20 protein-coding genes and 5 pseudogenes are annotated in these 20,296 nt (G+C 69.5%); 10 read left to right on the top strand and 15 right to left on the bottom strand.

Going from position 1 to position 20,296, the window contains the following annotated elements; translation table 11 throughout:
• Positions 1–407: 407 nt before the first annotated feature.
• The gene (locus ACQEXA_RS00955; RefSeq protein ID WP_432938359.1) at positions 408–1,613 is read left to right on the top strand and encodes a hypothetical protein; all 1,206 of its coding nucleotides are present in this window, start codon (positions 408–410) and stop codon (positions 1,611–1,613) included.
• A 390-nt stretch (positions 1,614–2,003) separates the two neighbouring features.
• Here ACQEXA_RS00955 and ACQEXA_RS00950 read toward each other — a convergent pair.
• From ACQEXA_RS00950 to ACQEXA_RS00935, 4 genes and pseudogenes are all read right to left on the bottom strand, one after another.
• A pseudogene (locus ACQEXA_RS00950) lies at positions 2,004–2,287 on the bottom strand (short-chain dehydrogenase); the annotation flags it as partial.
• Positions 2,288–2,443 carry a transposase gene (locus ACQEXA_RS00945; protein WP_432939974.1) on the bottom strand — a complete coding sequence of 52 codons (156 nt, stop codon included), beginning with the start codon at positions 2,441–2,443 and terminating at the stop codon, positions 2,288–2,290. It lies immediately after the preceding pseudogene.
• A 103-nt stretch (positions 2,444–2,546) separates the two neighbouring features.
• Positions 2,547–2,885 carry a YciI family protein gene (locus ACQEXA_RS00940; protein ID WP_359410940.1) on the bottom strand — a complete coding sequence of 113 codons (339 nt, stop codon included), beginning with the start codon at positions 2,883–2,885 and terminating at the stop codon, positions 2,547–2,549.
• 223 nt (positions 2,886–3,108) lie between these two features.
• A complete protein-coding gene (locus ACQEXA_RS00935) occupies positions 3,109–4,020 on the bottom strand; it encodes an NAD-dependent protein deacetylase (RefSeq protein WP_432938362.1) in 912 nt (303 codons plus the stop codon).
• 195 nt (positions 4,021–4,215) lie between these two features.
• On the opposite strand from ACQEXA_RS00935, the gene ACQEXA_RS00930 reads away from it, so the two are divergent.
• A complete protein-coding gene (locus tag ACQEXA_RS00930) occupies positions 4,216–4,557 on the top strand; it encodes a hypothetical protein (protein ID WP_432938364.1) in 342 nt (113 codons plus the stop codon).
• Between the two features lie 12 nt (positions 4,558–4,569).
• On the opposite strand, the gene ACQEXA_RS00925 is transcribed toward ACQEXA_RS00930, so the two are convergent.
• The 5 genes from ACQEXA_RS00925 to ACQEXA_RS00905 form a co-directional block, all read right to left on the bottom strand.
• The gene (locus ACQEXA_RS00925) at positions 4,570–4,827 is read right to left on the bottom strand and encodes a hypothetical protein (RefSeq protein WP_432938367.1); all 258 of its coding nucleotides are present in this window, start codon (positions 4,825–4,827) and stop codon (positions 4,570–4,572) included.
• 184 nt (positions 4,828–5,011) lie between these two features.
• Positions 5,012–5,095: a hypothetical protein gene (locus ACQEXA_RS00920; protein WP_433134400.1), complete on the bottom strand. Its 84-nt coding sequence runs from the start codon at positions 5,093–5,095 to the stop codon at positions 5,012–5,014.
• 350 nt (positions 5,096–5,445) lie between these two features.
• Positions 5,446–6,186: a TetR/AcrR family transcriptional regulator gene (locus tag ACQEXA_RS00915; protein WP_432938369.1), complete on the bottom strand. Its 741-nt coding sequence runs from the start codon at positions 6,184–6,186 to the stop codon at positions 5,446–5,448.
• 11 nt (positions 6,187–6,197) lie between these two features.
• The gene (locus ACQEXA_RS00910; protein ID WP_432938371.1) at positions 6,198–6,698 is read right to left on the bottom strand and encodes a thiol-disulfide oxidoreductase DCC family protein; all 501 of its coding nucleotides are present in this window, start codon (positions 6,696–6,698) and stop codon (positions 6,198–6,200) included.
• Between the two features lie 3 nt (positions 6,699–6,701).
• Positions 6,702–7,109, bottom strand: coding sequence for a hypothetical protein (locus tag ACQEXA_RS00905; RefSeq protein WP_432939977.1), 408 nt, complete (start codon positions 7,107–7,109; stop codon positions 6,702–6,704).
• 1,270 nt (positions 7,110–8,379) lie between these two features.
• Here ACQEXA_RS00905 and ACQEXA_RS00900 point away from each other — a divergent pair.
• On the top strand, positions 8,380–9,075 hold the full coding sequence (locus ACQEXA_RS00900; protein ID WP_432938373.1) for an alpha/beta fold hydrolase: 696 nt from the start codon (positions 8,380–8,382) through the stop codon (positions 9,073–9,075).
• A 744-nt stretch (positions 9,076–9,819) separates the two neighbouring features.
• The gene (locus tag ACQEXA_RS00895) at positions 9,820–10,656 is read left to right on the top strand and encodes a hypothetical protein (RefSeq protein ID WP_433128150.1); all 837 of its coding nucleotides are present in this window, start codon (positions 9,820–9,822) and stop codon (positions 10,654–10,656) included.
• A gap of 374 nt (positions 10,657–11,030) precedes the next feature.
• Here ACQEXA_RS00895 and ACQEXA_RS00890 read toward each other — a convergent pair whose 3' ends face one another.
• The 4 genes and pseudogenes from ACQEXA_RS00890 to ACQEXA_RS00875 form a co-directional block, all read right to left on the bottom strand.
• The gene (locus ACQEXA_RS00890) at positions 11,031–11,618 is read right to left on the bottom strand and encodes an FG-GAP repeat domain-containing protein (RefSeq protein ID WP_432938376.1); all 588 of its coding nucleotides are present in this window, start codon (positions 11,616–11,618) and stop codon (positions 11,031–11,033) included.
• 212 nt (positions 11,619–11,830) lie between these two features.
• Positions 11,831–12,868, bottom strand: coding sequence for an IS630 family transposase (locus tag ACQEXA_RS00885; RefSeq protein ID WP_433128148.1), 1,038 nt, complete (start codon positions 12,866–12,868; stop codon positions 11,831–11,833).
• Between the two features lie 461 nt (positions 12,869–13,329).
• Positions 13,330–13,799, bottom strand: a pseudogene (locus tag ACQEXA_RS00880) (helix-turn-helix transcriptional regulator).
• Between the two features lie 102 nt (positions 13,800–13,901).
• Positions 13,902–14,294, bottom strand: coding sequence for a helix-turn-helix transcriptional regulator (locus ACQEXA_RS00875; protein ID WP_432938378.1), 393 nt, complete (start codon positions 14,292–14,294; stop codon positions 13,902–13,904).
• Positions 14,295–14,498: 204 nt separating this feature from the next.
• On the opposite strand from ACQEXA_RS00875, the gene ACQEXA_RS00870 reads away from it, so the two are divergent.
• From ACQEXA_RS00870 to ACQEXA_RS00860, 3 genes and pseudogenes are all read left to right on the top strand, one after another.
• On the top strand, positions 14,499–15,719 hold the full coding sequence (locus ACQEXA_RS00870; RefSeq protein ID WP_433128146.1) for an RNA-guided endonuclease InsQ/TnpB family protein: 1,221 nt from the start codon (positions 14,499–14,501) through the stop codon (positions 15,717–15,719).
• A 106-nt stretch (positions 15,720–15,825) separates the two neighbouring features.
• Positions 15,826–16,314, top strand: a complete 489-nt coding sequence (locus ACQEXA_RS00865; protein WP_432938383.1) for a hypothetical protein — start codon at positions 15,826–15,828, stop codon at positions 16,312–16,314.
• 100 nt (positions 16,315–16,414) lie between these two features.
• Positions 16,415–16,557 (top strand): annotated as a pseudogene (locus ACQEXA_RS00860) (IS982 family transposase); the annotation flags it as partial.
• 62 nt (positions 16,558–16,619) lie between these two features.
• Here the strand turns inward: ACQEXA_RS00860 and ACQEXA_RS00855 are convergent.
• A pseudogene (locus tag ACQEXA_RS00855) lies at positions 16,620–16,940 on the bottom strand (IS110 family transposase); the annotation flags it as partial.
• Here ACQEXA_RS00855 and ACQEXA_RS00850 point away from each other — a divergent pair.
• From ACQEXA_RS00850 to ACQEXA_RS00840, 3 genes and pseudogenes are all read left to right on the top strand, one after another.
• Positions 16,899–17,248, top strand: a pseudogene (locus tag ACQEXA_RS00850) (ornithine decarboxylase); the annotation flags it as partial. The pseudogenes ACQEXA_RS00855 and ACQEXA_RS00850 sit on opposite strands and share 42 nt — an antisense overlap.
• A 111-nt stretch (positions 17,249–17,359) precedes the next feature.
• Positions 17,360–17,668, top strand: a complete 309-nt coding sequence (locus ACQEXA_RS00845; protein WP_432938388.1) for a hypothetical protein — start codon at positions 17,360–17,362, stop codon at positions 17,666–17,668.
• 49 nt (positions 17,669–17,717) lie between these two features.
• Positions 17,718–18,959, top strand: coding sequence for a PP2C family protein-serine/threonine phosphatase (locus ACQEXA_RS00840; protein WP_432938391.1), 1,242 nt, complete (start codon positions 17,718–17,720; stop codon positions 18,957–18,959).
• A gap of 532 nt (positions 18,960–19,491) precedes the next feature.
• On the opposite strand, the gene gvpJ is transcribed toward ACQEXA_RS00840, so the two are convergent.
• Complete coding sequence (gene gvpJ, locus ACQEXA_RS00835; protein ID WP_432938393.1) at positions 19,492–19,902, bottom strand: gas vesicle protein GvpJ; 411 nt, start codon at positions 19,900–19,902, stop codon at positions 19,492–19,494.
• Between the last annotated feature and the right edge of the window lie 394 nt (positions 19,903–20,296).

Raw genomic sequence — 20,296 nt, 5'->3', positions numbered from 1 at the left:
CTGAGCGTACGCTGCCTGATGCGGCACTAGGACGCGAGTTGCCGTACCGATGAAGAGAGGTACTGGCCTTTCTCCAGGGGCTGATCGGGAACGTGTCCCTGCCACAGCACGACGCCGTGGCGCCGTCCCCCGGTAAGCGGCGTATGCCGCTTTGGTGAGCCGCTGTGGCACGAGCGTCAGCGGCATGAGGGCCACCCAGGGCTCCGAGAACAGGGCAGTGACCAGCGTCGGCACCACCAGGAAGGCGAAGAGCCTTCGGTCCAGGTACGACGTAGAGACCCGCCCGGCGTGGGAAGTTCCGTGTCCGGGTTCAAGGAAACCGCCGAAGCCGGGGAAGTAGCGAGAGCATCGCGCCGGCGTCTTGCCCCGGGCTGGTGTCGGGCGCGGTGTGGCTGCATGATCTGTCGGTGGATTCTTTGCAGGTGAGGTTGCTGCAGGTCGATTGGGATGGACTCGACCACGCCTACGGGCGAGCCGCGGACGCGCCCGGGCAGCTTCTGGCTCTGATCGGGGATGATCCGCGGGCGCAGAGCCGCGCGGTCGGCTACCTCGATGCCGCGATGCTGCACCAGGGCAGCGTCTTCTCGGCGACCGGGCCGTTCATCGGGCTCGTGGCCGCCGTCTTGGCTGATCCGGCGACTGCCGTGGTGGTCGGTGACATTCTTCCGTGGGATCCTGGTCCCCGTCCGCTTCGGGCCGTCCTGCTGGATTACCTGGCCGAGTTCGCCCAAGCCTGCCAGTTGGAGACAAGCGACGATGACCTGATCCGCGATGCCTACCCGGTGGGCCGGGACGAGGGAGACCTCCAGCGGATCCATGACGCCGCCCGCGCTTGTGACTGGCGTTTGGATCCCGATCCGGTGACGCGTACGCCGCCACCCGCCGCGCTGGTGGAGGCCATGGACGACATCGAGTACTGCCGGGCGATGGAGGCCCGTGATCTGCTGGCCTGCAGAGAAGTCATCGCCGACGTTTTCGACGCCGCGTGTGCGTTGACCGCTGACTCCGAGTCCGCCGTTCGTACCTCCGCGATGACCGTCGCGACGTATTGCCTTAAGGATCCGACGCTCGGCGACCGCAAAGCCGCACTGGTCGCCGTCATGAAAGACGCCGCGGCCCTCTCACCCGAGCCCAGGGAACGTGCGGCCGTGGCCCGACTGCTCGGCGAGCTGGGCCAGTGCCCCGAAGCTCTCCTTCACGACGGGCATCCCGGTGTCCGTGCCTGCGCCGCGCTCGCGCCGGGGTTCGCCGACGACCCGCGCGCGATCCGCGAACTGGTGGCTGCGCTTGCAGCGCCCGAAGAGGCGGACCGCTGGTTCACCGGTCATCTCCCCGGGCAGGAAGGCCGGCTCCACGGTGACCTTGCCGCCGCACTCGCGGATCGGGCCGACGATCTGGAGGCCGTCCTGCCCGCCGTGTTGGGTCTGGCCACGCTCTCCGCCACCTTGGACTACGGCCACGATCTGGCCCCCTTCGTCCATCTGGCCTTTCCCAAGCCGCTCACCGAGGACAGCGTGCTGACCTCCGCCCAACGCACGTTCCTCGATGCACTGCTCGACAACCAGCACCCGCCGTTCGACGAAGCCCTCTGCCGGCGACTGCTCGCCACCTGAGGCCGGCGCCGCTCCACCTGATAGCGCCACAACATCGCCGGGTGCACAACAGGTATCAGCGGTGCCTGGAGGTGGCACCAGCTGCGGCCGATGGCGCCGTCGGCGGTGGGGAAGTGGGGATCCTGGCGCGCTTGCTCCAGCCCGGGGCGGTGTAGGCGCCCATGAGCGCGTAGCCATGGGCATGGACGAGGACGGCGTAGTCGGGCCACTGGTATAGGGGAGCGGGGCGAAGCAGTCGTGGTCGCCGTGGTAGGCGCCGGCCGGGTCGCGCTCGTCCAGGTCCTCCTGTGTGCAGCGCGCACGTGGCCGTTGGTGGCTACACCGCGCGGTGATTCCGCTGCCGCGCGCTTGCCGACCTCAACGCGCTCACCAGGGCACGGGCGTTCCGTCTCAGGAGAAGAATCCACCGGTGGGGCCGTCGTCGGGCGGCAGGGCCAGGCGGACGGCTCCCCGGGCGGCCTCGACCGGGTCGCCGCCGCCGGCGACGGCGAGGGAGTTCAGATCGGTGGCCCGCAGGCCGGGGGCGAGCGCGTTGGCCTTGAATCCGTCCTCAGCCAGTGTCTGGGCGTAGAGGACGGTGAGGCGTTGAGGGCGGCCTTGGAGGACCGGTTGGCGGCGGCGCCACCGCTTCCAGAGGTGAACTGGGGGTTGAGGTTCGTGCTCCGGGTCAGCGATCACGGCCTATACCGTTCGGGCACGTCTCGCCGCGGGCACCGCGCCCGGACCCGGTGCCGGATCCCGTCGACGTGCCGACGTAGGTTCCGCGCCCGACGGCCACACCCTGCGACCGGCAGCAGCGCCTCGACCACCGCCCACGCCGCGTCCGTCAGATCATGCCGTCCAACCGCATCGTCGACGGGCCCGCAGCATGCCGAACCCGCAGGTCACAAGCCACCTCCGAACCAGGCCCCGGCCGCAGCGGGGCGTCTTCGGTCAGACGGTCGGGTCGTGCATGATCTCCCGGACCTCTTGCGCACAGCGGCACGCGGCGGCGATCTTGGCAGCCCACTCCAGCGCGTCCTCACGTGAGGGCACATCGATGATCGAGAACCCGCCGAGCACCGCCTTGGTCTCCGGGTACGGGCCGTTGGTGACGGTCCCGTCGGTGGCCACGACGCTCGCCTGCTGCCTTTGCAGTCCACCACCGAAGACCCACACACCGGCGTCCTGAGCCTTACGCACCACCTCGTGCGACGCCTCGGCCACCTCGGGCAACTCCTCCTCGGGGAAGGTCATCGCGCCGTCATCGAACGAGATCAGGTACCGCGTCATACAGGGCTCCCTCGGCCGTTGGCCTCCTTCGGCAGCCCCTCACCCTACGACGAACGCCTCCCTTTAGTACCTAGAATCGACACTCTCCACGGCTTGCGAAGCAGGCCCTGGTAGGCCAGCTCGAACGGATCGGGCTTTTGGTGATCGGGGGCGGGCTTGGTGTTGAGGCTCTGCATCGACATGAAGCGCCGGTACGGCGAACTGCGGTTCTGCCCCATCACCGTCACGACTTCACCGGGGCCGCCGTCTGGTCGTCGGTGGGGATGCGCAGTTGGCCGGCCACGGTGGTGAGGGCCGTTCCCAGCGGGAGTGCGACCCGGGTGCGGGCGTGCCGGTCGCCCCGGGTCGGATCCCGGTTGACGATCAGTACCGGCTTCCCGGCCTGGGCCGCCTGGCGGACGAACCGGAGCCCGGACATCACCGTTAGTGAGGAGCCCAGGACCAGCAGCGAGGACGCTTCCCGGACCAGCTTGCGGCAGTGTTCGACCCGTTGCGGCGGAACGGCTTCGCCGAAGAACACCACGTCCGGTTTGAGGATGCCGCTACAGATGGTGCAGGGCAGCACGCGGAAGTCCTTGACCTGTTCGTCGGTGAGGTCGGCGTCACCGTCCGGGTTGATTCCTGCGGCTACCGGCTCGAAGCCTGGATTGGCCTCCTCCAGACGTCGGGCGAGTTCACGGCGCGGGCTGAAGGCGCCGCAGGAAAGGCAGACGACGCGGTCCAGGCTTCCGTGGAGTTCCACGACGCCCTTACTGCCGGCGGCCTGGTGCAGGCCGTCGACGTTCTGGGTGATCACACTGGAGAGCAGGCCGTGCCGCCCGAACGCGGCCACGGCCCGGTGCCCGGCGTTGGGGCGGGCGCGGCCGAAGGTGCGCCAGCCGAGGTGGCTGCGCGCCCAGTACCTCCGCCGGGCTTGGGCGCTGGCGGTGAAGTCCTGGTAGGTCATCGGGGTGTGCCGGCTCAGGCTCCCGCCCTTGCCCCGGTAGTCGGGGATGCCCGACTCCGTGGAGATGCCCGCCCCGCTGAGGACCAGCACACCTCCGGTGCTCAGGGCATCGGCGATCGGCTCGGGACTCGTGGTGCCTGGCGGTAGATCCTCGGTGGGGGTCCAGCTCAGAGTGGGGCGCATGCGCATGTCGCCAGGGTACGAAACGTGCCGCGTTCAGTCGTTCGCACTTGGGGTGACCGGGTTCGCGGTGGGCGCTGACTTGGGGGGCCGCTGATGCGGTGGCGGGGCTGTGGCGGAGGTTTTCCTCCGAACGAGCTGGCGGCCGCGGGCCTGCCTGTGCTCGCCCCGGGGCTGGACCCGGTCCTGGCCGGTGGCGCCGAGGTGGACATCGACGACGGTGCCGATGCGGCAGGCGGCGTGTTCGTGGCCTGGCAGGCAAGCCCTCGCGTGCGGGCCTGCGCGAGCCGGGCGTTCAGCCTGAAGCAATTGGACGAGCCGGTTCTGCGGCACTCCAGAGCGGTCGGGGCCGCGATGATGCAGGCGATGGCCGCGGTGTTGGCCTCGGCGGGCTTCAGTGTCGAGGACGCGCGCGACGAATACCGCCCGCAGCAGTTGCGGGTCCTTGCCGGACCGCCGTCCCAACAGCAGCCGGTCTGGTCGCTTCGTGACGACGAGCTGGCCCTGCCCGGCCGGCAGGACGCTCCCGCCGGCGGTACCGACTGAGGCCACCGCGGATCACGGTGTCGTGATCCCGGACCGGGCGGAGGTGCCCGGCTGCAGGCCGTGGGTCTCACCGTGGCGAATCGGCTCGACCCGGTCGTGCTCACCCTGATGGTGCAGGATCGACGGCAGGTCGCCCTCGGCGAAGCGGCCCACCGTCGCTGCGGTGCCCAGAGTCCGGTCGACGTCGGCGGTCCCGTGCAGCTTCGCCAGGGCGACGGCGTCGGTCCTCTTCGCCCGGATCCGGCGGACGCCACTCGCCCCTGCCTCCATCAGCCATGCCGCCGCCCCCGGGCGGATCGCCAGGAACGGGCCCTTGGCCGGGTTCGTCGCCCGGGTGTGCGCTCGCCGCGCGGGGCGTCGGGGGAGTGCTCGTCGGCCTTCCGTAAACTGCCCGGCGTCGAGCGAAGGTGGCGGGCGACCTCGATCGCGTTGCCCGCGACTGTCGCGGTCACGATCAGTTCGTCGCCGTGGAAGCGGCCCAGACGCTCTCCTCGACGAGTTCGTGCGGGACCGAGTAGCGGACCGGCTCGACAGAGATTGTGGAGTCCTTGCCGACGCTTCGGGTCTAGCCGAACGCAGCGTTGAACGGCTGCCCGGGCACCGGGTGCAGTCGGAGCCGTTCCTCGGCAAGCAGTTCGGCCGGGATCCGGCGGGTCTCGCGGTGAACGGCGGCCGTTCATCTCGGTCGTGAAGTCCTCGCAGGCATCCTGCAGTTCTGGGACGCCGGCGTACTGGGGCCGAAGGTTCACCGTGGTGGGGACCAGGTCCGGCTTCGTGATCCGGACCGGCGCCTCCGTCCCGCCCTTCGCGGCCGGATCGGCAGGCATGCACGACCCGTGGGCATGGCGGGCTTCGAAGCTGCCGTTCGGCCTGTTGACCCGCTGGTGCTCACTCGACTCTGCGGCTGTTTCCGGGATTGGGCAGCATCTTCGTCATGCCCGGCAGGAAGTCTGTGAACAGTTCGTGTACCTCGTGGACGAGGGGGCGTAGTACCCGGAAGCGGGCCAGGGCGACGCCGCGTGCGGTGAGGCGGGCGCCGCGCCGTGCCAGCCGGTAGCTGCGTTCGCGGCCCTCGGTCCGGTCGAAGATCCAGTACAGGACGAGGCCCATCTGGGCGAGCCACATCAACTCGGGCAGCACGTCCCGCAGATCTTCCGGCACCTTGGTCTTCGCCCCGGCCAGTACTTCCTTATGGACGCCGATGGCCTCCAGGCGTGCGTGCTCGGATTCGGGGGAGAAGGGGCTGAGGGGGCTGTCGGGGTCGGCGGCGTTCTTGAAGAACTGCACCGCGAACTCGTGGTACGGCGTGGCGATGTCCAGCCACGCCTGAAGTACGCCCGCCAGTCGTCTCTCCAGGTCGGTCTCCCGTTCCAGGACCGACCGGACCGCCTCCCGGTGTTCGGCGGCGATCCGGTCGTAGAAGCCCTGGATCAGGTGTTCCTTGCCTTCGAAGTAGTAGTACGCGTTGCCTACGGAGACTCCGGCCTCCTTGGCGATCGCCCGCATCGTCGTCTTGTCGTAGCCGCGCTCCTGGAAGAGCCGCATCGCGGTTTCCAGGATGAGCGCGCGGGTCTGCTCGGACTTGGTGGGCGTGGCGCCCTGGTCGGCTGGGTGGTTCTTGGCAGGCACGGACACAGAGCCTAACGAGTGGCGCAGGCGCCGTCGTCGCACCCGGGCTCGGTGTACGTCCACCCCTGTCCCGGGTCGTAGGTCCAGCCCTCGCCCTGGCGGTAGGCGCGTCCACCCCACTGCGCCCCGCCCCGCTGGGCCCCGCGCCACTTGGCGGCCGCCAGCACCGCGCCCTTGGCGAGTCTGGCTCCCGCCGGCGTGGCGAGCCGATGGGCCAGGGCCCGGTGGCCGCGCAGCGCCCACAGCGTCACGACCCAGGCGGATGCGCCGCGGTAGACCTGCCCGGCGTCACCGACGACGGTGATCTCCTCGAGGGTGGCGCGGTGATCGAGCCCGGGGAAGCGCCGGTGTGCCTGCTGCGATCCGGCCGGAAGAAGTTCCAGCGGCACCAGTTGCGGCTGCCGTACGAGCCAGTCGCGCAGGAAGGTGCACAGGGAGCACTCGGCGTCGTACAGCACGGTCAGCCCGTGGACCGGGACGCGCGCGGCGTCCAGGTCCACCGTGGCCGTCATGGCTCAGGCCCCCGTCGAGGGTGCGGTCCAGCCTTGCGGCCCCACGGGCGGGACCTGCTCCCGCTCCATGGCCCCGCGCCGCCGGATCTTGTTGAGCACGTACACGTTGCCCAGGTGCATCACGCCAAGGACCAGCAGCACCACGCCGAGCTTGGTCGACAGGGCCTCGAAGACCCCGCGTGTGTCGTGGATGGTGTCGTGGCCGTTCAGATAGAGCGCGATGAAACCGAGGTTGACGAGGTAGAAGCCGACCACCAGGAGGTGGTTGACGGCGTCGGCGAGCTTCTCGTTCCCGTGCAGCACGTCCTCGAGGAAGATTCGCCCGTTGCGGCTGAGCGTGCGCGCCACCCAGACCGTCAGGGCGACGCTGATCAGCAGATAGATGACGTAAGCGATGATCGTGAGGTCCATGTCCCCACCCTTCTTGAACGCGTTCAACTGGAGGGCGTGATGCTTGGCTCGGGCTGGGTGCGCGTCCGTGTGCAGGGCCGTGGGTTCGGCGCCGACGCCGGGCGTGGATGGCTTGGTCCGGGTCACCGACCAGGATGAGCGGCGGCCGACCGGCAGTTCCAGGACCGCCAGGTCGGCGCCGGGATGGCTGATGCCGGTCCAGGGCGCCCTGGCCGGGTCTGAGTGGAGGCGAAACGACGCGCAGCTCCCACGAGGGAGAGACGGTCGTGCGGCGTGATGGCAGGGTCGCCTGAGGCTTTTCGGGACTGGGGGCGCCGTCGGGCGCGCGGCGCTCGGTGAGGAACAGCGGACCCTTGGCGCGGCCGGGATCAGGCGGTGCAGCAGCCGGGCCGCGCCGGACTGCCGGTGGATCCACTCGGTGGCGCCGCCCTTGGCCTTGATCCTGCCGCGCTTGTCGGCGGTGAACAGGTCCTCCACGTTCAGGCACAGCACCTCCTCGGCCCGGGCCGCGCTCTCGTAGACGAGCCGCCACAGGGTCCTGTCCCGCAAGTTCACGTCGTTCAGGCGCCAGACGGCGGCGACCTGGGCGAGGGAGAGCGCCTTCGTCCTGTCCGGCGGGGACGGCCGGCGCTCAATGCCGAGCGTCGGATCGGCGCCGATCCAGCCCTGCCGCAGCCACCAGCCGATCGCCTTGCGCACCACGGACAGCTCGCGTTTCACCGTGTCGGCGTCCATCTCGTCCGCGCGGGCGGCGGCGAGCTCGGCCAGCACCTGAGGCAGGCAGGGGTCCTCCAGTGCGGCGAGCGCGAGCGTGGGTGAACTTCGCCCCGCGCCGGCCCGGTCGGGGGCGGGGCGCCGCCCAGCATCCAGCACCAGTTCGTCAGCGAGATCCGGTGGACCCGCGCCGAGCCCGTCGAGAGGCCCGCCGCTGTCAGGTACCGGTCATCGCGGCGTGCGCCGCGGGACCGGCGGCCAGTGGTACGACCCGGGCGCGCGGAAGAGGGGAGGCGCCCTCGGTCTCCGACACGGCCGCCTGTTCGATCGCCATCCTCGCCGCCCCTCCACCGCTGTCGCGGTAAATGCATTACACCTCACCCCCGGCGGCGGTGATCATGCTCGGTCGAACACGCGAGGCCATCGCGGGGGGAATCTGGGCCCAGAGTCCCTGTCGCGGTACATCCGGTAGTTACTGCGGCTTCGTCCCCGACGCCGGTGGGAGCCTGTGTTTGCAGGTCTGTTCTTTTCGAGAGTGGCCGACGTGGAGGTGGCGATGAGGGTCGTGTTCGTGCACGGGGCGTGTGTGCGGGACGGGTCGTGGTGGTGGCATCGCACCGCCGAGCTGCTGCAGGAGCGGGGGGTGCCGAGCGTGGCCCCGGCACTACCGAGCTGCGGCGAGGCGGGCCTGCCCGGCGGCGTCGGCGGTCCGGGGCTGCCCGAGGATGTTGCCGCGGTGCGGCAGGTGCTGCAGGCCGGCGACGAGCCGACCGTCGTGGTGGCCCACAGCTACGGCGGTGTCGTCACCGCGGAAGCCGCTGCGGGAATCGGGTCGGTGCGCCGACTGCTGCTGGTCGCCAGCTACCTGCCCGAGGTCGGGCAGAGCCTGTCGGAGTTCGGGGACGGCAGCCCCGCCCCGTTCCTCGACGTCGACCCCGACGCCGGCACGTTCGGGGTCCGCCCCGAGCTGCTGGTGGACACGTTCCTGCAGGACTGCGACCCCGAGGTTCAGGCGCAGGCGGCGGACCACCTCGCCCGGCAGAGCATGCAGGTGACCGGACAGCCGGTCGGGGCGGCCGCATGGCAGCAGGTGCCCTCGACGTACCTCGTCTGCGCTCAGGACCGGGGCACCCCGCCGCGGTTGCAGCGCGAGTTCGCCCGCCGGGCCGACAGCGTCGTCGAGCTCGATGCCGGCCACCACCCGTTCCTGTCCCAGCCTGCAGCGGTCCGGGACCTGCTGCTGAGCCTGTGACGGCAGCCGCGGACGAGCCGGTCCGGCGATCCGAGGGCCAGGAGGCTGCCATCTAGGCGGCTGGGAGAGTAAGCGAGTTGATCAGGAGGGTGGCCGTAACGCAACTTGTTGAGAGCGGCCCCGCCGGTGGTGTCCACCACGGGCGCCGTTGGGGCGCCAACCACCGGCCTCGTAGAAGCGCCGGGCTCGTTCGTTGTCTTCGAGTACCCACCGGGCGGCCTGTGCGTAGTCGGCCTGTCCGAGAGTCGTCAATGCGCGGTTTCCGCGATGGCAGAGGTCTCCTCAGACGGGCTGAAACGTGCGAACCCGACGATCCCGGCCTCGGTTTCGGCTACCAGCACTCCCGACGGTGGCCACTGTGTCTGCGAAGTATGACGTCCAGCCGGACTGTTCCTGTCTTGGGTTCATGGCGTCGAGGTGGTGTTGCGGAACAGGCCTGGCAAAGGCGACCTGCCGGGAGCGCATGTAGACACCAGCGACCGCCGAGGCGTCATCAGTGCCTGCCTGTCGAATTCGCGTGGTCGTCGGGCAGCGGCTTGCGAGCTGCCTTGTACAGCAATCGTGGGGATCACGGTGGGCATGGTCCCGGCCAAGGCCGCTCTACCGTCTCGACCTGCGGCGATGACCTTTCGAGCCCCCTCACCTTCGAGCAGTACGGCACAACCTCTGTGGCGTAGGCCGGATTGGTGGAACGATGGTGGGATAGGCCGGTCGGCGGTCAGTTCCACCTCTCCTGGGGCACCTATGAACATCTGGCTCCCATTGCGACGCTTCGCCGCAGCGGCCGTGGCCGGCCTGATGCTCACCGCCTGCAGCGGTTTTGGCGGGTCCCCGAACGCATCGTCGTCCGCAGCACGGGGATCGGCTGCGCCGTCCCAGTCGCACACAACGCCCAGGCCGTTGGCGCCGTCGACGGCCGCCCCGGTGGCCACGCATGGCGCGTCCACGCCCGCCCCCCACGGCACGCCACCGCTGGGTTCCTGGGGTCTGCAGCCGGTGTGGCCGTTCGTATCGCTGGCCCAAGCTCAGGTGTGGGAACGCGCCTATCGCTCCGGTGGCCACCAGCCCTGGCATCTTGACCCGGACCGGACTGCCTTGTCCTTCACCCGTGACTACCTGGGCTTCAAGGAGATCGACCGGGTCTCCTCGCGCACGGTCAGTGGCCGAGATGCCCGCATCGGCGTTGCACGGACGGGGCCCGAGGGCGGCACCGCGGGGGTGATTCACCTCGTGCGGTTCGGAACCGGCCCGGACGCTCCGTGGGAGGTGGTGGGCACCGACGACACGATGTTCTCCCTGACCACGCCTGCGTACGGGTCGCTCGTGCGCTCCCCGCTGGTGACCGGCGGGCGGATCTCCGGAGTGGATGAGAGCATCCGCGTCACAGTGCGCCAGCCGTCGTCCGCGGCGCCGTTGGGCACCTCCCCATGCTGCACTTCAGCGGGCGGCGACGACCAGCCCTGGAGCGTGTCGGTGTCCTTCTCCGGCGTCCGCGACCCGGTGCTCACGGTTGTCGCATCCACCGGCGGGCATGTCGCCGACGTCGAACGCTTCACCATCACGGCGGTACGGACCGGCTGACGGCCTCTGGATGAGGTGAATTCCGGACTCAGGCTGTGTCCTGTGTGGTGCCGGCTCGTTGAGTCGATCACGGGCGGGGTACGGGGAGTTGGATTGTTCCGGACGGGCTGTGGGGATCGCGAAGGCGCTGATCCCTGCGTCGATGGTGCGGCCGTAGGGCAGCGCAGCAGCAGACAGTGAGCACTCGCGGATCTGCCCAGTAATCCCACGCTGTTGAAGAACGCGTCCAAGTGCAGGCCCACACCCCACCTCGTGATCCGTGAATGTCATAGTTCGCCGTTGCAGGCTTGGCCACCGGGCCGCGCTGGGGGAGGGGCTCATGGATGTGCCTGGCAGCCTCACCAGGCTCTATTTTTGGGACCAGACGCCGCTCGTTACGCGGTGCCGTCGTCGCCGTCGCAGGCCGGGTAGAACGTCGTCAGGTCGGCCTCGGGCATGGAGTCGAGGGTCTTTAGGTCGGTCTGATCGGCTTCCTTCGTGTATTGCCTGTTTTCCTCGCTGGACTCCCGGTCCAGGCCCTTCTCGCTACTGAGTCGGGCCGTCGTCGAGTAGACGCCGTCGCCCTCGTGACCGTAGGACGCGAGATCCGGGAAGCGGTCGTGGTTGTAGTCGGCGACGGCAACGGCGCGCGGCTCGGTCAGGTCGACGTGGTGGTCACTCTGTCCGCGTCCACGCGCCGAGAAGGGCCCGAGCCGCAGTTCAGAGACGTCCGGCTCCAGGGGATCGTCGCCCCGGAAAGCACCGGTGGCGACAACGAAGAGGTCGTTCCAACCGTCCTGGTCGAAGTCGGCAACGATGGCCAGCACGTCCTTCGCATCCTCGCCGCGCTCCCCAACTAGGTCCCGGGGTCCCACCTTCGTCTCTCGCCCGCCCTCTGCCGCGAAAGTGATGGTCAGGTCGGCGCCGGTGAGCGAGGGGGGAGAGACATAGTCGGCCGTGCCGTCGCCGTCCAAGTCGGCCACGAGGCCTCCGGAGGATGTCACGCAACTTCTGATCGCGGGCCCGGCAGCCGGGGGCAAGGGCGGATCGACTCGGCCGTCGCCACATCCGGTCACCAGCACAGTCGACGCCGCGAGCGTCAGTACGCAGCACGCCCGCACGGCTATTCGTCCCCCACCGCGCACGACGTGACCGCCTTTCCCCGGAGCTTGATCCAAAGCGAGGCAGATCATATCTAAGCGGATGACCTGAAGTTCTGCGCGTAATCCCTCGGCAGCCAGGGTGAGGACCAGGGTGCGGCGGTGGTCAGCATCTGGGTGGGTGAGCGTTGTCGGAAGAAGGCGTGGACCTGGCGCAGGCGGCTCGGCCAGGTGACGGCGGTGTTGGCGAGGAACGCCTTCAGCGCGGCCCAGATGCGCTCGACCGGGTTGTCGTGCGGGCTGTAGCGGGCGCCGAACAGCAGGCGCAGGCGGGGCTGGTCGGCCAGGTAGGCGGTCACCGCCTTCGCGTGGTGGATGCTGTCGTTGTCGCAGAGCACCGCGACGGCCGGGGTGTCGGGGTAGGCGGCCAGCAGCAGTTGGAGGAAGGCGACGAAGGTGGCGGCACTGCGGCGGCGGTCGAGGATGTAGACCCAGGCGCCGGTGGCCACCTCCAGGGCACCGAAGACGGTGGTCTGCCGGTTCTTTCCCGGGGTGGCCACTTGCTGCCGCGTCCCGCGCGGGATCCAGCTCGCCCGGATGTGCGGCAGCAGGTGCAGGTGGGTCTCGTCCTCGGCCAGGACCACCGACCCACGGGGCAGGGCCCGCAGTTGCCGGCGCAGGGCGGCCAGGACGCGCCGCCGGTTCGGGTCGCCCTTGGCCGTCAGGCGGGGCCGCCGCCAGGCCGCCTGCTCGCGCGTGCGCCGGTAAACGGTGCGCGGGCTGATCTTCGGCCGGCCCAGGCGGTGGTGGATCCGGCGGACGGTCCACGGCCCGGGGCGGGTCAGCAGGCGGCGGATGCGCTCGCTCAACCTCGGCCCGCCGAGCCGGGGGCGTCCTGGGCGGGGGCGGTCGGCCAGGCCCGGGGCGCCGTCGGCGTGGTAGCGGTGGATCCAGCGGCGCACCGTGGCCGGGTGGTAGCCGAGCAGCTCGCCGATCTCTCCTGCGGTCAGGCCGGCGGCGGACAGCAGCACCATCACGACGCGGGCGGCCTCCCGCCAGCGGTGGTGCAGCAGGTGGTACAGGTGCTGGTCCGCCACGCCGGGAGGGTTGGCGAACACGGATGCCGGACGCATACTGGCCTTGACCTCGCCGGTTTTGTCATAGTTTGTTCAACCTCGATACAACACCCGGCGAGGTCCCCGTGTCATCGAGGCCATCGCGCCCGGCCGACGCCGCCGCCCCGGATTCCGCGCAGAACTTCAGGTCATCCGCTTAGACGAGTGATTCCCAATGCTGACGGTGCGTCGGGGCGTGGCTGAGTGCTCCACTTGGCAGATGAGCGCCTGAGTTGGCGAGACTGAGCGAGAGGCGGCGGGCAAGGGCAGCGTGCCTGAGCCGCAGCACCGAATACCGCTCTCGGTCTGCCTGAGCAGGTACCGCCCTTCCGACGCTGGCCACGCGCTCCGGCGGCGACGCGAAAGAAGGCGTGACGTACTGAACCCGCGCAGGGCGGTGCGCCTCGTCTGGGTGCAGGCAGGGTGCCGGCGTTTCCCGACGCCGGCCGTCCGGACGGCACGCACGGGCGAAATCACCTTCAGTCGTAGAGCGTCGCCATGGTCCGTGTCGATGCGGCGATGCGGTCTCGAAGCTCCGACGGTGCGAGCACATCCACCTCCGGGCCCAGCCGCAGCAGCTCTGCCTCCGTGTGGGCGAGGCTCTCGATGGGGATGACAGCCCGGCGCCAGCCGCCGGGCTCCAGCTTTCCCTGGTTCACGCCATCGACCACCGCCTGCGCCGCGACGTCCTGAAGGCGGGTGATGCCGACCGGTGAGATGCGTATCTCCGCTTCGCCTTGCCATAGCCGCTCCTGCACCGCGCCGTATGGGCCTTCCAGTGACGAGCCAGGTCGAAACGGACCGGTGGGTCGAACACCTCTTCCAGCGGCTCCAGGTCAAGGATCTGCCCGATCCGGTAGGTGCGGAGGTCATCGCCGGCACGGGCGACGGTGTACCAGCGTCCGGCCTTGAGCACTATCCCGTAGGGCTCCAGACGCCGCTCAACCACCTGCGGGGTATGCCACCGGCGGTAGCGCACGCGGATAGTCCCTCACACCCACACTGCGGCCGCCACCGCCGGAAGATGCGGTACCTCGTCCGCCTGCCGGTATCAGCCCGGGGCGTCGAGGTGGAAGCACTCACGGATCCGCCGGACCTGACCCTGCAGCGCGACCGGCAGGGCCGCCTCGAGCTTGCGCTCGGCCGCTGCCAGGGCCGAGCCCATCCCCAGCTCGGCCGCCGGCCCGGGGAGACCGGCCAGGAAGAGGGTCTGTGCCTCGGCCGCGGTCAGCTCGGTCAGCCGCGTGCGGTAGCCGTCGAGCAGGGCGTAGCCGCCCGCATGCCCCGCCTCGCCGTAGACCGGCACGCCCGCCGCGCTCAGCGCCTGCGCATCCCGGTACACCGTACGCACCGACACCCTGAGTGCCGCCGCCAACTCATCGGCGGTCATCCGGCCGCGGTTTTGCAGCCGGAGCAGAAGCGAGAGGAGTCGACCGGCGCGCATGGTCGCAAATCTTCGGCCGGTTCACCGGGTTCCTCCGAGGATGCCCCGGCCTTCAGGCCGGGGAGGAATCGGACTCCTGCGGAGCAGGACGGGAAATAGGGGTTTCGCCTCCAGGGCGAAAGACCGTCCACCCGCGACGAGGTGAGCGAGCCCGTGGCGATCAAGAGGTCTCAACTGTCAGTCCTCCCGGGTAGGTTCGGATGCATGACGACAGACGCGACCACGGAGGGGGCCGGGCATGCCCGGTACTCCTTCCGTGTGCGCCTGTCGGCTACCGCGCGGTGCGCACTTGAAGCGGAGTGGGACCGCTGCCGGTGGCTCTGGAATGAATGCGTCGCCAAGTCCAAGCAGGTCCACCAGCGAGCCAAGGAGTCCGGCGAGAAGCTGACGTGTGGTCCGGCGCAGTTGGACAGGATGCTGACCGAGGCGCGTCGGGTGATGCCGTGGCTGGCCGAGGGTGCCTCGGTGCCGCAGCAGCAGGTGATTCGGGACTTCGCCAAGTCGCGGGCGAAGGCGTTGAAGGACGTCAAGGACGGGCTTGCGCAGCACCGCCGGGCCGGGATGCCCCGCTTCAAGCGGAAGCGGGAGGCCAGGCCGAGCCTGAACTACACGCGGCGCGGTTTCCGTCTGAAGGACGGTCGTCTGCACCTTGCGGGCCAGATCGTGCTGAGCGTGGTGTGGTCGCGGGCTCTTCCGGCCGACCCGTCGAGTGTGCGCGTGTACCAGGACACGCTCGGGCACTGGTATGTGTCCTTCGTCGCCCCCGCGCGGAGCGAACCGCTCGCTCCCACGGGGCGGGTGCTCGGGGTGGACTGGGGTGTGCAGGAGACCGCTACCACCACGGATGACGCCTACGATCTCCCGCATGCCGAGCACGGCAAGCGGGCCGCGCAGGGGCTCGCCCGCTACCAGCGGATGATGGCCCGGCGCCGGCGTCCGAAGGGCCGGCCCGCATCCACCGGCTACCGGAAGGCGCAGGCACAGGCAGCGAAGCTGCACAGGAAGATCGCGCGGCAGCGGGAGGACACCGGCCGCAAGTGGGCCAAGTCCGTGATGCGCGGTCATGACGGGGTGGCGGTGGAGGACTTCCGCCCGAAGTTCCTCGCGAAAACCACGATGGCCCGCAAGGCAGCCGATGCCGCCATCGCCGCCACCAAACGCGCTCTGGTCGAGATGGGGCGCAAGCACGCACGGGACGTCCGCCTCGTGCACCCGGCGCACACCACGATGGACTGCGCGCAGTGCGGAGCGAGAACCAAGCACGCACTCCCTCTCTCGATGAGAACCTATGCCTGCACCGCGTGCGGAGCCGTCTCGCCCAGGGACAAGAACTCCGCCCGCGTGATGCTGGTCCGGGCAGGTTGGAACCCGGACGGTGCCGAGGGCGTAAGACCACCTGAGCCGCCGGCTCAGGTGGCGGCCTGAGCCGTGAATCCCCACGCAGCCCTGGAGGGTGGAGAATCCCCTCCCTTCAGGGAGGGGAGCCTTCAATGACACGGGATGTCAGGGGACCGGTCCTAGCGTCTGCGGCATGACGAACAAGGACTTCGCGTTCTTCACCGGCACCTACGACGTCGCCAACCGCTGGCGCAAGGACTTCCTCGACCCGACGGAGGGTGACGATCGTTGGGAGGAGTTCCCCGGCATCACCCGTGCCTCCTGCCACTTCGACGGCGCCGCCAGTTTCGACGAGATCGAGTTCCCGACCAAGGGCTTCTCCGGGTTGACCCTGCGGCTGTTCAACCCAGCGACCGCACAGTGGTCGCTGTACTGGGCCAGCAAGCGCACAGGCACCCTCTTCCCACCCGTCACCGGCAGCTTCAGCGCGGACGGCACTGGCGTCTTCCACGGCGACGACGAACACGACGGCCGCAAGGTCCAGGCGCGCTTCATCTGGTCCGGCATCACCACCGACCGCGCCCACTGGGAGCAGGCGTTCTCCCTCGACAACGGGCGGACCTGGATCACCAACTGGCACATGGACTTCGCCCGGCGCACGGCCACCGACCGCGTCGCGTAACGACGGTTGCCACGTCTTTGGGGCCTCCTCACCGGTGGTCACAGCCTGGGCAGTCGGCCCGACACAGCGGGAGCGCAGACAGGGCATCCAAGATCGTTATGTGACAAGCGACCTGGACACCCTGCTGACCGCACTGTACGTGAAGATTGACGACGAGATCGGAGATACCCGATGGCTGGGCCGCGTGCCGCGGTGACGGACTCCGAACTAGCCTGTCTCGCCGTGGCCCAGGCGATGCCGGGTCTCAAGGCCCGGATCATTTCGACGGCCCCGTCACCGGTCTTCGGTATGGCCGTGGCAGTGCTGGCCTGCACTGCTCGTGCGGCGGTCTCGGCGTCCACCGCATCGGACTTCCCGCGGCGCCGGCGTGTCTGACGGTCGGGGCGGTTGACCTCGACGACGCGGTGGCCCCGCTGCCGCATCCACCTGGACAGGCCGGCGCCGTAACAACCGGTGCCCTCCAGGCCTATCTGTTCGATGGTGCCCAGGCTTGCAGCCCAGGACTCCAGGGAGTCAGAACCCTGTGGTGTTGAGGGAACCGCGAGCGTGCTCAGTCGGCGGCCGAACTGGTCGAGAGCGGCGGCACCACGCGTCTGCTCACCGCCCTGCGCGATCTGGCCGGCCACGCCGACCGTCTGAGTGGAGCTCCCCGCGTCGCCGTTCCCTCACCCGCCGATCTACGGATGGACCAGGTCCAGCTACCCCGTGACGCCTATTTCGCCCGGCATGCAACGGTTCCCGCCACCGAGGCCCCCGGCAGGGTCGCCGGCGAGATGATCACCCCTACCCGCCCGGCATCCCCGTCGTTGTGCCCGGCGAGCGCCTGACCGAGCCCGTACTGGAATACCTGACCACCGGAGTCGCGGCCGGCATGTTCTTGCCGGACGCGGCCGACCAGCGCCTGAGCACCGTCCGCGTCGCCGTGGAAAGCTGATCCGGCCGCATCGCTATGCCTGGAGCTGTGCTTCCATGCCGGGTGTCACCAGGGCGTGCTGATCCGGCAGCGCGAGGACGGCCACCCAGAGTGTCATACGGGTGGGCAAGCGTGACGAAACCCTTCTGCGTGGCCCCCGCCGAGGCGGGGTATGCGCATTTGGCGCCTGCGCGCGCGGCTGGTGTCATGGCCAAGCACCGCGTGATCGTCTTCCCGCCGTCCAATACGGGCGGTCGGCGCGTGCAGGTCGACGGCGACATGCCCGTGAGGGCGTACAGCTTGCAAGATCTCAGCGTGTTCCTCGAACGTGCCGGCATTGAAGACTGGACCGAGGTGAACCAGATGGCCGAGGACCTCGTCGAGGCGGCCTCGGACCTGATCGAGTGGTGTGGCGGCGGGGCAGAGGCGTGGGGGTCCTGACGAGAGGCTGCTGGGGGAGGGGCCGTCGGATGGGAAGGGGCGAGCGTCTGTGACTACACCGCACATCGACTACAAGGACTTGTTCGCTTCCACACCCACTCCGTACCTGGTGCTCGGACCCGACCTCGTGATTCTCGATGTCAACGAGGCGTACCTGCATGCGACCCGACACGTTCGGGATCACCTGGTCGGCCGATATCTCTTCGACGCCTTCCCCGACAACCCGGCAGACCCGGACGCCGACGGGGTTCGGAACCTGAGCGCCTCCATGCACCGGGTCCTGCGCTCGAAGGAGCCGGACACCATGGCGATGCAGAAGTACGACATTCCCGTGCCCGACCGCCCGGGGGCGTTCGAGGAGCGGTGGTGGTCCCCCATCAACACCCCCATGCTCGGGCCGGATGGAGAGGTGGCCTTGATCATCCACCGTGTGGAGGACGTGACCGCGTTCGTGCTCGCCCATGCTGAGCAGCCACAGCCAAGGCAAACGGTCAGCGAGTGGCAGGCCATGGAGACCGAACTGTATGCGCGGGCGCGGGAGCTCCAGCTGGTGAACGAGCAACTGCGGCAGGCTCACGCCAGGGAACGGCAGGTCGCCGTCACCCTCCAGGAGGCCATGCTGCAGTCGCCGGACCTGGACAACCACCGAAACGTCGCGGTGCGTTACCTGCCCGCGGCCCAAGGACTCAACGTGTGCGGCGACTGGTACGACGTGGTGGACCTGCCCGACGGCGGCTTCTCCGTCGCCGTAGGGGACGTCGTCGGCCACGGCCTGGAAGCCGCCGCCGTCATGGGCATGCTCCGCAGTGCCCTGTCCGCCGCCGTGCGCGCCCTGCGCGATCCCGCCAAAGCAATAGAGGTCCTGGGCCTCTATGCCCGCTCGGTCGAAGGGGCACTGGCCACCACCGTGGTCAAGGCCGTTGTTGACACCCGCCGCCGGCACATCAGCTACAGCAGCGCGGGCCACCCGCCACCGGTCCTCGTCCGTCCGGACGGCACCTGCGTGCTGCTCGACCAGGCCACCGATCCGCCGCTGGGAGCCCGCCCGCGCCATACTCCGCGTCCCAAGGCCGCCGTTCCCTATGCCCCCGGGGGCACCCTCGTTCTCTACACCGACGGGCTGATCGAGCGCCGGGGGGAGGACATCGACGCAGGCCTGCACCGGCTCACCGATGTCCTGGCCGTCAACTGCCGTCTCAGCGCCGAGCACTTGGCTGACACTCTGTTGTCCCGCCTCGGCGTCAGTAGCGGCGGACACGACGACATCGCATTGATCGTCGTCCGCCTGTAGGCCCTCTCGTAGCGCCAGTACGGGCACGTCTTGGGCGTGCTGTGCCGTATCAGTCTGCGCCGAGAGGCCGCCCGGAGAGCGGCCAAGCTGGAGCGCTACCCGGCCGCGGAGATCGTCGAAGCCATCGGCATCCAGGTCCATGATCTGCCGGGCTTGCTGTTGACCGCCGAGGCTGGTGGAGGACAGAGGCTGTCCGGTTGGCGGTTCGGAGCGGCCGCAGTTACCTCGCCAAGCAGGCCTTGCGTGTCACAGTGAGCGTCGTTGCTGGGAACGGATATCTTTCGAATCTCGCAGGCCCGCCTCGGCCGTACCCCTCATCGGGCGCGGCGGGCCACGTGCCGCAGACGGGGCCCTCTCCGCCTGCGCGCCGGCGCGGGACGAGTGAGGCTGGTGGCATGGCCGAACGTCGCGTGATCGTGTGCCCGCCCGATTCCCGAAGGATGCGCACTGGACGTGGCGGCTCGTCGATGCCGGCGGTGTGCTCAGACAGCGGGGGCGTGTGAGCTATGGCTGATGCCGTAGACGTAGGTGCTCATTGTTCCTCATCCCGACGGTGGCGCGGCCGTGCGGTTTCCCTCTCGTGGCCCTCGTCGCGCGCCTGCTGGAAGGCATCGGAGTCGGTCTGCGCAGTGCCGGACAGGGCCCCCTTCGTCTTGGCTTGACTACCGGAACCGGTGAGCTGGCCGCCGGCGACCTCTGGCAGTCCGACCGGCTTGCGTGGGCCTGCCTCCAGGTCCAGGCGGTTGCAAGCCTCGGCGAACCGCAGGTAGGTGTCCACGCTCGCCACCACGACCCGCACATCGATCTTCAGGATTTCGATTCCGACCAGGGATACCCGCGCGAACGCGTCGATCATCAACCCTCGGTCGAGAACTAGGTCCAGTACGTCGTACAGGCCACTGGACCCTCCTCCGCCCCCGCCTTGCGCTGCCACCACACTCACCCTGACCACCTCCCTCGCCTATCCCGCGGCCCAACGCCCCAGCCCGGCGGCCGCATCCAGATGAGATCCACGGACGCGACTGCCACCGGCCAACCCCGCCGAGTAACCCCGCCCATTTGGATCAAACATATGTGCGGTACGCGCAACGCTGGCCGACGGGTCGGCGGTCGCCGCGTTCGTCCGTGACCACGTCGACCGCCAGCCATCGAGTTGGAGCCGCGCCGCCTCTATACCGCCCGTGAGATCGAAGACCTGACAGGGATCCAAGGCCGCCACCATCCGCGCCGCCCGCACCCGGGGCCGGAAGGTCCCTGCACGTCGAAGACGCGGTTGGCGCGCATCGCTGGTACAGCGCCACTGTCGCCCAGGCCCTCGAGGGCCACCGCGCTTGCCG

The sequence above is a fragment of the Streptomyces sp. CA-106110 genome (assembly GCF_050936285.1).
Taxonomy (GTDB): domain Bacteria; phylum Actinomycetota; class Actinomycetes; order Streptomycetales; family Streptomycetaceae; genus Streptomyces.
The sequence above is the reverse complement of the archived record's forward strand: the minus strand, read 5'-3'. Positions and strand labels throughout refer to the sequence as shown.

Excerpts from the sequence above, each read along its gene's own strand:
- ACQEXA_RS00940 (WP_359410940.1), bottom strand. The coding sequence starts at position 2,885 with ATGACGCGGTACCTGATCTCGTTCGATGACGGCGCGATGACCTTCCCC.
- ACQEXA_RS00935 (WP_432938362.1), bottom strand. The coding sequence starts at position 4,020 with ATGCGCATGCGCCCCACTCTGAGCTGGACCCCCACCGAGGATCTACCG.
- ACQEXA_RS00925 (WP_432938367.1), bottom strand. The coding sequence starts at position 4,827 with ATGGAGGCAGGGGCGAGTGGCGTCCGCCGGATCCGGGCGAAGAGGACC.
- ACQEXA_RS00910 (WP_432938371.1), bottom strand. The coding sequence starts at position 6,698 with ATGACGGCCACGGTGGACCTGGACGCCGCGCGCGTCCCGGTCCACGGG.
- ACQEXA_RS00905 (WP_432939977.1), bottom strand. The coding sequence starts at position 7,109 with ATGGACCTCACGATCATCGCTTACGTCATCTATCTGCTGATCAGCGTC.
- ACQEXA_RS00900 (WP_432938373.1), top strand. The coding sequence starts at position 8,380 with ATGAGGGTCGTGTTCGTGCACGGGGCGTGTGTGCGGGACGGGTCGTGG.
- ACQEXA_RS00895 (WP_433128150.1), top strand. The coding sequence starts at position 9,820 with ATGAACATCTGGCTCCCATTGCGACGCTTCGCCGCAGCGGCCGTGGCC.
- ACQEXA_RS00885 (WP_433128148.1), bottom strand. The coding sequence starts at position 12,868 with ATGCGTCCGGCATCCGTGTTCGCCAACCCTCCCGGCGTGGCGGACCAG.
- ACQEXA_RS00875 (WP_432938378.1), bottom strand. The coding sequence starts at position 14,294 with ATGCGCGCCGGTCGACTCCTCTCGCTTCTGCTCCGGCTGCAAAACCGC.
- ACQEXA_RS00870 (WP_433128146.1), top strand. The coding sequence starts at position 14,499 with ATGACGACAGACGCGACCACGGAGGGGGCCGGGCATGCCCGGTACTCC.
- ACQEXA_RS00865 (WP_432938383.1), top strand. The coding sequence starts at position 15,826 with ATGACGAACAAGGACTTCGCGTTCTTCACCGGCACCTACGACGTCGCC.